An 11,638-nucleotide genomic window follows, 5' to 3' on the forward strand; every position below is an offset into this window, starting at 1 on the left:
GACTCCCGGGCCGCAGCACCCCAGGTCCACTACGCTGCGAGCACCCGGGGCCTCCCGGATGGTTCGGCCTCGACGACCCCGCTGGAGGAGCACCATGTACACGCCCAGGATGAGCTCGCGCCTTGCCGTCGAGGCTCTCGGCACCTTCTGGCTCGTCTTCATCGGCTGCGGCTCGGCCATCTTCAGCGCGAAGTTCCCCGTCCAGGGCCTCGACGGTCAGTCGACCCAGCTGGGCATCGGTCTCTTCGGCGTCGCCGTCGCCTTCGGCCTCGCGGTCACGACGATGGCGTATGCCGTGGGTCACGTCTCCGGGGCGCACTTCAATCCCGCGGTCACGATCGGCATCGCCGTCGCGAAGCGCTTCGAGTGGCGCGAAGTCCCTGCCTACGTCGGCGCTCAGCTCGTCGGCGGCCTCCTCGCCGGTGGGGCGCTCGCCGGCCTGCTGTCCTCGACCGGGCGCCCCGTCACCGGCAACCTTGCAGCCAACGGTTTCGGCGCCCACTCCCCCGGTGGGTTCGCGCTCGGTGGCGTACTCATCGTCGAGGCTCTTGTCACCGCCTTCTTCGTCTACATCATCCTCGGCGCGACCAAGGACGACGCCCCCAAGGGCTTCGCGCCGCTCGCAATCGGCTTCGGCCTGCTGCTCGCCCACCTGGTCGCCATCCCAATCAGCAACGCCTCGATCAACCCGGCCCGGTCGACCGCCGTCGCCTTCTTCAACGGCAACGGCGCGGTCGGCCAGCTCTGGGCCTTCTGGGTGGCGCCGGTCGTCGGAGGACTCATCGCCGGCTCGACGTTCGCGTGGATCACCGGCGAGCGGCGCGACTTGATGGACATCAGCGGCTCGACCGACATGGTCGAGAACGCCGCGGTCGACGCCGAAGGGCGTCCGGTCCTCGATGTGGACTCGACCGACTGAGTCGCGGTCAGGCCTTCGCCGCGAACATCCCGAGCCGGTCGGAACCCAGGAGAGGGAAGACCGTCGAGGACGACAGCCCGGCGCGCTGCTCGAGGGCCTCGGCGAGGATCGTGCGGTAGTCGGTCGTTCCCGCCAGGTCGCCGTTGTCGAGGTTCGCGGCGGCCAGCCCCGGCCAGCGACCGTAGACCTTGCCTCCGCGCACACCACCGCCCAAGACGAGCGAGACGTTGCCGTGTCCGTGGTCGAGGCCGCCCGAGCCGTTCTGCGCGACGCGTCGCCCGAACTCGCTCAGGGTCACGAGCGTCACGTCGCCCATCTGCGCGCCCAGGTCCTGGTTGAAGGCGGCTAGCGCTTCACCGAGCTCGGTGAGTTGGCGGAACATCCAGCCGTTGTCACTCGTCCCGAGCCCAGAGTGCATGTCCCAGTTGCCGACGTCGATGGTGGCCGCCCGCAGCCCGACGTGGGCCTTGATGAGTCGCGCGAGGTCGCGCAGCGCGTCGCCGACGGCGCCCTTGGGGTAGGCCGCCCCGTTGGCCGGGGTATAGCCCGCAGCCTTGAGCGGCGACATCGTGGAGAGCGCGCCCAGCGTCGCCGTGGCGGGTGCCGCGAGCGTGGCAGGCGCCCCGGCGTACAGCGCACTGAGGGCTGTCGTCCAGCGCGTCGTCTCGGCAGCCGTGCTGGCGCCGCTGAGGGCGAAGCTGTCGACGGTGCGAATCGCCACCTCGGGGTTCGGCCCGATCATCGACTGCGGCGTCGTGGCCGAGCCGACCGCCGCCGACGCGAAGGTCGACACCGGCCCGCTGAGCCCGATCATCCGGTCGAGCCACCCGGTGCGCAGCGACGACCCGGGCGCGGCGTTCTCCATCGTGGCCATCGCCTCGAAGTGCGACCGTGTCGGGTTGACCTGGCCGACCGCGTGCACTGCCGCGAGCCCACCGGCGTCCCAGATCGGCTTGAGCGGGGCGAGAGCCGGGTGCAGGCCGAACATGCCGTCGAGCTTGATGGCCCGGGACGCCGGGATCGCGATGGTCGGGCGCGCGGTGAAGTAGGCCGGGTCGCCGACCGGCGCGATGGCCGACAGTCCGTCGAAGCCGCCGCGTAGGCTGAGGATGACGATCGTGTCCCCGGTGTAGGCCGTTCCTGCGAAGGCGAGCTGCGTGGCCGCGCTTGGGCCCGCGACGCCCACGACGGCCCCGATCGCGCCGAGGGCCGAGGCTCCGGCGAGCAGCGTGCGGCGCGAGACCTGAGAGGTGAGGGCCTGGCCCTGTGCGCAGCCGCAGCCCTCCGGCGGGATCGTGGACTCGGCCGGAGCGTGAGCGGGACTGGTGGTCATGGCGGTCCTCAGCGGGTCAGGAAGTTCGGGGAGTTGAGCAGGAGCGCGACGATCGACGGGAGGCGCCACGTCACGGCCGCCGCGCCCGCCGTGAGCGCGTCGCCCGGCGCGTGGTCTACGAAGCGGCAGATCGCGTCGCGCTGCGCAGTGGTCAGCGAGATGAGCAGCTTGGTGGCGAGCGCGTCGACGAGGACGGCATACGTGCTCGGCAGGGGTGCCGGGACGAGTGTCGCCACGTCGGGTCGCGTCATGGCCTTGAGGGTCCAGTTGCCGGCGAGGCTGAGGTGGAAGTTCCAGCGGTTCAGGGTGCTCGAGGCGCCGTTCCAGGCGGCGGCAACGTCTGGATAGCCGTTAGGGGCTGGCCAGCCCATAGGCGCCTGGCCGAACGTTCCGGTAAGCCAGCTGAGTGAGCGAAGATCACTGGTCACCCCACTCGCCGGCACCGGCTCTGGTGTGAGCCCCAAGATGCGGCAGGACGCGATGGCGTCCTCGTACGGCGTGCGCACCTTCTGTCCCGCCGAGGCTGCGAACTCCGGCGACAGGAACAGGGCTCGGAGCACGGGGGCGATGGCGGTCCCGTTGGCGAGGTAGACCTGGGCCAGCTGGGTCACGAGCGAAGCCGGGGGCGTGTCCGAGACGTAGCGAGTGGCGAGCTTGGTGGCGATGCGCGTCGCCGTCGCCGGGTGGGCGGCGAGGTAGTTGAGGTAGAGCGTGGCGACCGCGCTGCCGTTCTCCGGGACGGTGTTGGGGTCGCTCCAACCCAGGACCTTGACGGTCCCGACGTAGCGGCGCTGCGGCTTGTAGGAGTAGAGGCCCGACTCCGAGTCCACACTGAGCCCCGTGAGAGCGAGCGCCGACATCTTGACGTCGGCCTCGGTGAAGTTGCCGACCCCGACCGTGTGGAGCTCGAGCAGCTCTCGGCCGTAGTTCTCGTTGGGCGCCTTCTTCGTGCTGTCGGCGTTGTCGAGGACCTTGAGCATCGACGGATGCCGCGCCGCCGCGTTGAGCATGTCGGAGTACTTGCCGAGGGCGTACTTCCGGATGACGTCGCGCTGGAAGAGGTGCGCGCTGTCCCAGACCTCACTGCTCGGGACCGGCACGACGAGGTGGTTGGTCCAGAAGTCCACGACGGTCTCGAGAAGCTGCCTCCGCGAGAAGAGCGCCCGCGCGAGGTGCGACTCGAGCAGGTCGTTCATGACTGTCCACGTGTCCCCGCCCTCGAGGCGTTCGCGCACCTCCCACGTCTTCCAGCCGAGCCTCGGCCAACGCGTGAGGACGGCGTCCATGGTCGTGTCCGCCACCGTGGCAGGGGCCAGCTGGGCATCCAGCCAAGCCGTCGCGCCCTGGGCACGCACCTCCGAAACCAGGGCAGGGGAGGGCCCGAACGTCGCACGCCGCAGCAGGTGCAGGACCGGGTCGGTCGTCGTCGCAGGCACCGTGATATTCGGGAAGCCTCCCGGAGCGACCGCAATCCGCGCGGAGGCCCGCGAAGCCCCCGAAACCGTGGCCACGGCAGACGCAGCTCCACCACCGAGCCCGGAGAGCACGCGGCGGCGCGCCGGCGTGGCGGCCGACGAGGACTTGGGCGAAGGAGCGGTCATGCGCTCGAAGGTACGCAGCAGAAGCCGCATTGACCCCGAAATCGGACATTTCCTTCGATGGGCTCCAGCGATCCGCCCTGAAGCGAACGCTTCATTTGACGGATATGAAGCAAAGGCCTTTAGATCGCCCGAATGGAGCTAGGGTCTTCATATGCCCAACTTGAAGCATCAGCCTTCACCAGTGGCGCTCATCGGCGACGTCGTGGAGTCCCGCACCCACCGGGAGCGCCAGGCGCTCCACGACGCGTTCGCCGCCGCCATCGCCCGCGCCAACGCCGAGGTGCCGGTCGACGACCCCGCTGTCATCACCGTTGGTGACGAGTTCCAAGGCGTCTACCCCACCCTCGGCGCGGCCCTACGGGCCAGTTTCGTCGTGCGGGCCGAGCTCTACCCCAAGGCGGACGTCCGCTTCGGCCTCGGCCGCGGCGAGGTAACCACGCTCGACCCCGTCCGCGGCATCCACGACGGCCCCGCCTACTGGGCCGCCCGCGAGGCCATCACGACAGCAGAGGACCGCGCACAGCGAGCGCAGACGCGCACGTCGCGGACGGCATACGTCGCCCCCGACGAGCCGGAGGCCACGGTCGCAGCCGTGCGTGCGGCCCTCGACTGTCTGGACTTCATGGTTGGCTCCATGTCGACCACCTCTCGCGAGATCCTCGGAGGACTCATGCACGGCCTCGCCCAGCACGACGTCGCAGACCGGGTCGGCATCAGCCCGTCCGCGGTGTCGCAGCGCGTGCGGCGCGACGGCATCGGTGTGGCCCTCGAGGCGATGGCGACCCTCGGGGGGCTCCCGTGACCTGGCTGTCCGTCGTCCTGATCGGCATCGGTTTCGGCGACATCGTCCGGTCGACGTCGTGGGGTCCCGGCCGCGTGGTCGGGCACGTCGTCGCACCGGTCGTCATCCTCGCGCTCGCCCTGCTCGCCGGGCTGCACTCGTGGGCCGACGCGCTGGCCCTTGTCCTCGCGGCAGCCGCCGGGGCGGCGTGGGCCGAGCTGTCCCGGCGCACCCAGATGACCGGGCGAGCCGCGTTGGCGGCACTCGCCGTCTTTGCGGCGATCGTCGTCGGGCTTCTCGCCTTCTCCGGCGCGGCCTCCCCCGCCGACGGCCCGCTCGCCACGTGGCTGGCCTGGGCCGACCTGCCCGGCCACGGACCGCTGCCCGTCGCGCGCGTGCTGCTGCTCACGGGTCTCGCCGTCTTCAACGTGGCGACGGCCAACATCATCGTGCGCCTCGTGCTGCTCACCATCGGCGCCCTGCGCCCGTCCGACGTCACCGACGCCAACGCCGCCGCTGCGGCAGCCGCCTCCCTCACCGGTCACCCCGCCCCCCCGACGCAAGCGCAGCCCGCCGACCGACTCAAGGGCGGTCGCCTCCTGGGGCCGATGGAGCGCCTCGTCATCCTCGGGCTCGGCGTCGCAGGCGAGTTCGGCGCTGCCGGCCTCGTCATCGCCGCCAAGGGGCTGCTCCGCTTCCCCGAGATCCAGGCCGCCGCCCGCGGCAACGGCGCCTCCGGCACAGGCCCGAACGCCTCCTACCAAGGTGGTCCCGCCGGCATCGATGACGTCACCGAGTACTTCCTCGTCGGCAGCTTCGTCAGCTGGCTCATCGCGCTCGGGTCGCTCGCCCTCACCGTCTGACGCAGACGCCACGCGCCGTCCGCGTGATCGGCGTCACGCCCCTCGCCGAGGCGTGCGGCGGAGCCCAGTTGAGCACGGACGCCCGTCCAGCCACGCTGGAACGCACTGATAGCGTCGGAGCGTCCAGCGACACACCGATGTGAAGGGCCTACCTGTGAGCACTACCCCCGTCAAGGTCGCCGTCACCGGCGCCGCCGGCCAGATCGGCTACAGCCTCCTGTTCCGCATCGCGAGCGGTGCCCTGCTCGGGCCCGACACCCCGGTGGAGCTGCGCCTGCTCGAGATCACCCCCGCGCTCAAGGCGCTCGAGGGTGTCGTCATGGAGCTCGACGACTGCGCCTTCCCGACGCTCGCCGGCGTGCAGATCGGCGACGACGCGACGAAGGTCTTCGACGGCGTCAACCTCGCCCTCCTCGTCGGCGCCCGCCCGCGCGGCCCCGGCATGGAGCGCGGTGACCTCCTCGAGGCCAACGGCGGCATCTTCGCCCCGCAGGGCAAGGCCCTCAACGAGGTCGCGGCCGACGACATCAAGGTCACCGTCACCGGCAACCCGGCCAACACCAACGCGCTCATCGCCATGAGCAACGCCCCCGACATCCCGACCGAGCGCTTCTCGGCCCTGACGCGCCTGGACCACAACCGCGCGATCAGCCAGCTCGCCGCCAAGCTCGGCGTGCCGGTCACCGAGATCAAGAAGATGACGATCTGGGGCAACCACTCCGCGACGCAGTACCCCGACCTCTTCCACGCCGAGGTCTCCGGCAAGAACGCCGCCGAGACCGTCGGTGACCAGGACTGGCTGGCCGGCACCTTCATCCCGACCGTCGCCAAGCGCGGCGCCGCGATCATCGAGGCCCGCGGTGCGAGCTCGGCCGCGTCGGCCGCCTCCGCGACCATCGACCACGCCCGCACCTGGGTGCAGGGCACGCCCGACGGCGACTGGGTCTCCATGGCCGTGCGCTCCGACGGCTCCTACGGCGTTCAGGAGGGTCTCATCTCCTCCTTCCCCGTCACCGTCAAGGACGGGCAGTGGAGCATCGTCCAGGGCCTCGAGATCGACGACTTCTCGCGCGGCAAGATCGACGCGTCAGTCGCCGAGCTCGCCGAGGAGCGCGACGCAGTCAAGGGTCTCGGCCTCATCTGAGCCCCCCAGCACGAGAGGGCGCCGTCCACCACGAGGTGGGCGGCGCCCTCTGTTGCGTATGCCGTGTGGCCGGTCAGCCACGCCCGCCGAGCCGGGCGGCCCGGGCCTTGAGCGCCTCGGTCAGCCGAGGCGCGTCGCTGCGGGGCCGCTCGTGCGTGCCTCGCAGTCGCCAGTACCTCGCCTCGGCCCACTTCGTCACCTCGCCCGGGTGCTGCGCCCACAGCCGCACCAGCCGGAGCCGGTGGGCGACCTTCTGCCGCAACAGCTTCCACCCGGACACGTCGCGGTCGTAGACGAGCTCGAGGTCGAAGCGCTCGTTGACGACGCGCGGTGACACCCGTGCCCCGGCCGTCAGGTTGAGCAAGTTGCTGCCGTGGATGACCTGCACCCACATCGGGGGCGCACTCACCTCACGCACGGGACCCCACTGGCGTGCGCGCGCGTGGCGGGCGGCATACACCGTGCTCGGCGCCGCGTCCGGCCGGCGACGTTCGACGAGGGTCAGGAACGGGCTCGAGAGCTGGTCGTAGCGGTAGGTCGCGCCGCTCCGGTCGATCTGGATGCCTCGGGGGAAGTCGACGAAGAGGCCGTGGGTCGGGGTGAACTCGCGCTGGACCGACGCCATGAAGTCCCGGGCGATGGCGTCGTCGCTGTCGAGGCGCGTCGTCAGCAGCCACGGCCGCGCGGTATCGACCGGGCTGTGCTCGGCGATGGCGCGGCCGAAGATCGACGGGCTCCACTGCTCGCGCGACCAGACGGGGGTGAAGGTGCCCTCGGCGAGCGCCTCGACGTCGGCGCGGAAGTCGTCCGGGCAGCGGTCGTCGAAGAGCACGAGCCAGGTGAAGTCGGCGCCCTGCTGGCTGCGCACCGACGACCAGCAGGCGTCGACGAAGAAGCCGAGCCGGTAGCGCAGCCACTCCTCCTGCGCCGGGACCCCGGGCGAGAACGCCGCGCTGAACCTCGTCAGCAGGTAGTGCTCGAACGCCTCGGGCCCCTGCGCCGGCACCCCGATCGCCTCAGCGGGAGGTGCGGCCGACGGAGGTCCGGTCGGGCACGTCCGCTCGGACGTTGACGGTCGCCGACGCGATGAGCACGCCGAGGCCCAGCGCCAGCAGGATGGCGACGTCGAGCGTGCGGGAGCGGACGTTGAGGCCGCCGGCCTTGCGCGACGGCCGCGCCACGAGCCGGATCAGCGCCCCGATGAGGAACGCCGCGGCGACGATCCGGCCGCCCCACCGCACGTCGACGAAGCCGATGACGAGCACACCGGCGGCCGCCATTCCCGCGACGAGATACCACCAGCTCAGGACGACGAAGCCGCTACCCCGCCACTGCATCGAGGCTGCTCAGGCGCCGGACGCGGTCAAGGACGCGACCGAGGCCTCGGCGGCCTCGACGATATTGGTGAGCAGCATCGCTCGCGTCATCGGGCCGACACCGCCCGGGTTTGGGCTGACCCAGCCGGCGACCTCGGCGACGTCGAGCGCGACGTCGCCGGCGATCTTGCCGTCGACGCGGCTCACGCCCACGTCGAGCACGGCCGCGCCGGGCTTGACCATGTCCTTCGTGACGATGCCGGGCACGCCCGCTGCCGCGATGACGATGTCGGCCTGGCGCACCTCGCCGGCGAGGTCCTTCGTGCCGGTGTGGCACAGGGTCACGGTGGCGTTCTCGCTCTTGCGCGTCAGGATGAGCCCGAGCGGACGTCCCACGGTGAGGCCGCGGCCGATGACGACGACCTTGGCGCCGGCGATCGGCACCTCGTGCCGGCGGAGCAGCTCGATGCAGCCCATCGGCGTGCACGGCAGCGGCGCGTGCTTGCCGAGCGCGAGCCAGCCGAGGTTCATCGGGTGCAGGCCGTCGACGTCCTTGGCCGGGTCGACCCGCGACAGCAACGCCATCTCGTCGAGGCCGGTCGGCTGCTGCACGAGGAAGCCGGTGCAGGCCGGGTCGGCGTTGAGCTCGTCGATGGCGGCCTCGACCTCGGCCTGGGTGGCCGTGGCCGGCAGGTCGCGGCGCAGGCTCGTGATGCCCAGCTCGGCGCAATCCTTGTGCTTGGCGTTGACGTACCAGTGGCTGCCCGGGTCGTCCCCGACGAGGACGGTGCCGAGACCGGGCACGACCCCCTGCTCGCGCAGGCGTGCGACCCGCTGGGTCAGCTCCACCTTGATCGCCTTGAGGGTGGCCTTGCCGTCGAGGATCTGTGCCGTCACGGTGGACATCCTGCCACCCCGGGCCCGGGCGCGTGGCTGCGGCTCAGTCCGCCAGCAGACGCATCAGCTCGCCGACGTTGCGTTCCCACGTCAGCGACTCGGCGCGCGTGCGCAGGGCACGCCCACGGCATACGCGCTCGGCCGGCGACTCCACGAGCGCCTGGAGGACGTCGGCGAACGCCGTCGCGTCCCGCGGGTCGGCGTAGACGCCGTCGGGACCGAGGTACTCCGGTATGCCGCCACTGCGCGCCGAGACCACGGGCAGTCCCGACGCCATCGCCTCCGTGACGACCTGCCCGGCCGGCTCCTGCCACTGGACCGGCATCGCGAAGACGTCCGCCTGACCGTAGACCGCAGGGAGCGACCGTCGGTCGACGAAGGGCGTGAAGCGCACGAGGTCACCGAGCGGGGCGGCCGCCCGGCGCAGCTCCTGCTCATAGGTGGACAGGCCCTCGGCGGGGCGCAGGCCGGCCGACCCGACGACGTGCACCCGGAAGTCGCGGGTGCGCCGCGCCAGCACGTGCGCAGCCGCGATGAGGTGGTGGACCCCCTTGTGCGGCACGACGTTGCCGACCGACAGGATCGTCACCGGCGCCCCGCCCTCGCGCGCGGACGGCCGGAAGCTGTCGGAGTCGACCCCGTTGCGCAGCACGTGCAGGTTGTCCGGCCGGAAGCCGAGCCGGTCGGAGATCGTGCCCGCGAGGTAGTCGCTCACCGTCACCGTCACGTGGGTCCGCTCGATGACCCGACGGATCTCGGAAGGCCGCCACGTGCGGAAGACGTCGTTGCCGAGGTGGAGCACGACCTTGCCCGGGAAGCGCTGCACGAGCCGGTCCGTCACCGCCCCCGCGTAGTTGTAGACGACGAGCGCCTCGGCATCGGACGGCACGGCCCCGAGGGCGTCCCGGTGGAAGCGCGCGACGAACGGTCGGCGCCCGAGGGTGACACCGCACACGGCATCGGCGCGACGCTCGAGGTCGGTGAACCACTCACGCCGCGTCGAGCGCGACGACGCGTAGCGCACGATCGTGCCCTCGCCGTAGTCGTGCTCGCGGCGGTCGCTGACGACGACGTAGGTGCGGCCGCCCATCGCCTCGTGGGCGCGCGCCTGGGCGTTGATCTTGGTCGACATGGCGTTGCCGGTCGTCGTGGAGTACTCCGAGAAGACGTAGGCGAGCTGCGCGATCGGGCTCACGAGGGGCGCCGTCACGGGTGGCGCGTGCTCGGGCTCACTGCTGACGTCCATCGTCCTCACTCCTGCTGCGCGCGGGCCCCGAGAACGTGTGGCGGAGGGCCACGGGTCGAGCGTAGGAGAAGAAGCAGGCAGGCGCGACGAAAACGGACATCGCGGCCGCCGGGCGTGGCGGCCGCGATGCCCGGTGGTCGGTGAGGGGTGGTCAGGTCAGGTCAGGTCGGCGAGCGGGACTTTGGGGTCGGCGAGGCGGTCGCGGTCCACGACGGTGCGGTCGCGCACGAGGCGCTGGACGTCGTCGATGGTGTCCCACACGTTGACGTGCATGCCGGCCAGCACGCGCACGCCGTCACCCTCCGGCACGACCCAGAAGGCCATGAACTCGTTGCTCTTCGGGTCGCCACGCAGGACGACCTCGGCGTCGGTCCCGCGGGGGACGTAGCCGGCATACTCCAGCCCGATGTCGTACTGGTCGGAGAAGAAGAACGGGATCGGGTCGTAGGTGACGTCCTGGCCCGCCATCGAGCGGCCGGCCGCGAGCCCACCGTCGTTGGCGTTGGCCCAGTGCTCCACACGGACGTGCGTGTCGAGCGTCGTGCTGCGCCAGCTCGCGACGTCACCGGCGGCCCACACGCCATCGGCCGACGTGCGCAGCCCCTCGTCGGTGGTGATGCCGTTGGCCGTCGCGATGCCGGCGCCCTCGGCGAGACCGGTGTTCGGGGTGATGCCGACACCGACGACGACCGCGTCGGCCGGCACCGTGTCGCCGGACTTCGTGACGACGCCGGTCACCGACGTCTCGCCCTCGAGGCGCTCGACGCCCTCGCCGAAGCGGAACACGACGCCGTGGCCGCGGTGCAGGTCGGCGAACCAGCTGCCGACCTGCTCGCCCATGACCCCGAGCAGCGGCGCGGCCTGCGGCTCGATGACCGTGACGGTGCAGCCGGCGTCACGGGCCGCCGCGGCGACCTCGAGCCCGATCCAGCCGGCCCCCACGATGACGATGCGGGCGCCGTCCGTGAAGCGCGCCTTGAGCGCCTCGGACTCCTGCATCTCGCGGAGGTAGAGCACGCCGTCGAGGTCCGCCCCGGGCACGTCGAGCGCGCGGGCCGAGGAACCGGTGGCGATGAGCAGCTTGTCGTAGGAGAGCGACTCACCGTCGGCGAGCGTCAGCGCGTGCTGCTCGGCGTCGAGGGACGTGGCCGGCGTCCCGAGACGCAGCTCGACGTGCTGGTCGGAGTACCAGTCGCGGTCGTGGGTGAACGCCGTCTCCATCTCGTCCTCACCCTTGAGCACCGCCTTGGACAGCGGCGGCCGCTCGTAGGGCAGCCGGTCCTCCTCTCCGACGAGGACGATCGCGCCGGTGCTGTCGCTCTCGCGGATGCCCTCGACGGCCTTCGCCGCCGCCAGGCCTCCGCCGACGATGACGTATGCCGTGCGCCCCTGCTGTCCGCCTGTGTCAGTGCTCATGTGCACACCTTCACATGCGAGTCCGCGCCCGTCGAGAGCCGCCGCTCCCCCACACGCACGCGCCCCCGCCCCACATGAGTGAGCGCTCCGCCCCATGCGTGTGGGACGGAGCGCTCACTCGA

The 11,638-nt window shown here is 71.5% G+C and carries 11 protein-coding genes; 4 read left to right on the forward strand and 7 right to left on the reverse strand.

The features are described from left to right. The first annotated feature begins 94 nt into the window (after positions 1-94). Positions 95-919, forward strand: coding sequence for an aquaporin Z (gene aqpZ / locus ABD831_RS15465; protein WP_344948483.1), 825 nt, complete (start codon positions 95-97; stop codon positions 917-919). A gap of 7 nt (positions 920-926) precedes the next feature. On the opposite strand, the gene ABD831_RS15470 is transcribed toward aqpZ, so the two are convergent. After that, the gene (locus tag ABD831_RS15470; RefSeq protein ID WP_344948486.1) at positions 927-2,252 is read right to left on the reverse strand and encodes a DUF1501 domain-containing protein; all 1,326 of its coding nucleotides are present in this window, start codon (positions 2,250-2,252) and stop codon (positions 927-929) included. An 8-nt stretch (positions 2,253-2,260) separates the two neighbouring features. Next, the gene (locus ABD831_RS15475) at positions 2,261-3,688 is read right to left on the reverse strand and encodes a DUF1800 domain-containing protein (RefSeq protein WP_344948489.1); all 1,428 of its coding nucleotides are present in this window, start codon (positions 3,686-3,688) and stop codon (positions 2,261-2,263) included. A 346-nt stretch (positions 3,689-4,034) separates the two neighbouring features. Here ABD831_RS15475 and ABD831_RS15480 point away from each other — a divergent pair, with 346 nt between their 5' ends. The 3 genes from ABD831_RS15480 (at position 4,035) to ABD831_RS15490 (ending at position 6,641) form a co-directional block, all read left to right on the forward strand. Further along, entirely contained in the window at positions 4,035-4,655 is a 621-nt protein-coding gene (locus ABD831_RS15480; RefSeq protein ID WP_344948492.1) for a SatD family protein, read from the forward strand. Next, positions 4,652-5,497, forward strand: a complete 846-nt coding sequence (locus ABD831_RS15485) for a hypothetical protein (RefSeq protein WP_344948495.1) — start codon at positions 4,652-4,654, stop codon at positions 5,495-5,497. The genes ABD831_RS15480 and ABD831_RS15485 overlap by 4 nt, the downstream gene beginning before the upstream one ends. Positions 5,498-5,651: 154 nt before the next feature. Continuing rightward, the gene (locus ABD831_RS15490) at positions 5,652-6,641 is read left to right on the forward strand and encodes a malate dehydrogenase (RefSeq protein WP_142178659.1); all 990 of its coding nucleotides are present in this window, start codon (positions 5,652-5,654) and stop codon (positions 6,639-6,641) included. A 73-nt stretch (positions 6,642-6,714) separates the two neighbouring features. Here ABD831_RS15490 and ABD831_RS15495 read toward each other — a convergent pair whose 3' ends face one another. The 5 genes from ABD831_RS15495 to ABD831_RS15515 all read right to left on the reverse strand — a co-directional run bounded on the left by ABD831_RS15495 (position 6,715) and on the right by ABD831_RS15515 (position 11,516). Beyond that, positions 6,715-7,647 (reverse strand): glycosyltransferase, encoded by a 933-nt coding sequence (locus ABD831_RS15495; protein ID WP_344948501.1) that lies wholly within the window; start codon positions 7,645-7,647, stop codon positions 6,715-6,717. A gap of 10 nt (positions 7,648-7,657) precedes the next feature. Continuing rightward, a complete protein-coding gene (locus ABD831_RS15500; protein ID WP_344948504.1) occupies positions 7,658-7,978 on the reverse strand; it encodes a DUF3017 domain-containing protein in 321 nt (106 codons plus the stop codon). Positions 7,979-7,987: 9 nt separating this feature from the next. After that, on the reverse strand, positions 7,988-8,854 hold the full coding sequence (locus ABD831_RS15505; protein ID WP_344948507.1) for a bifunctional methylenetetrahydrofolate dehydrogenase/methenyltetrahydrofolate cyclohydrolase: 867 nt from the start codon (positions 8,852-8,854) through the stop codon (positions 7,988-7,990). 43 nt (positions 8,855-8,897) lie between these two features. After that, positions 8,898-10,100 (reverse strand): glycosyltransferase family 4 protein, encoded by a 1,203-nt coding sequence (locus ABD831_RS15510; RefSeq protein ID WP_344948510.1) that lies wholly within the window; start codon positions 10,098-10,100, stop codon positions 8,898-8,900. 156 nt (positions 10,101-10,256) lie between these two features. Beyond that, on the reverse strand, positions 10,257-11,516 hold the full coding sequence (locus tag ABD831_RS15515; RefSeq protein ID WP_344948513.1) for an NAD(P)/FAD-dependent oxidoreductase: 1,260 nt from the start codon (positions 11,514-11,516) through the stop codon (positions 10,257-10,259). Positions 11,517-11,638: the final 122 nt, after the last annotated feature.

Origin of the sequence: Terrabacter ginsenosidimutans (genome assembly GCF_039539425.1) — a bacterium.
GTDB lineage: Bacteria > Actinomycetota > Actinomycetes > Actinomycetales > Dermatophilaceae > Terrabacter > Terrabacter ginsenosidimutans.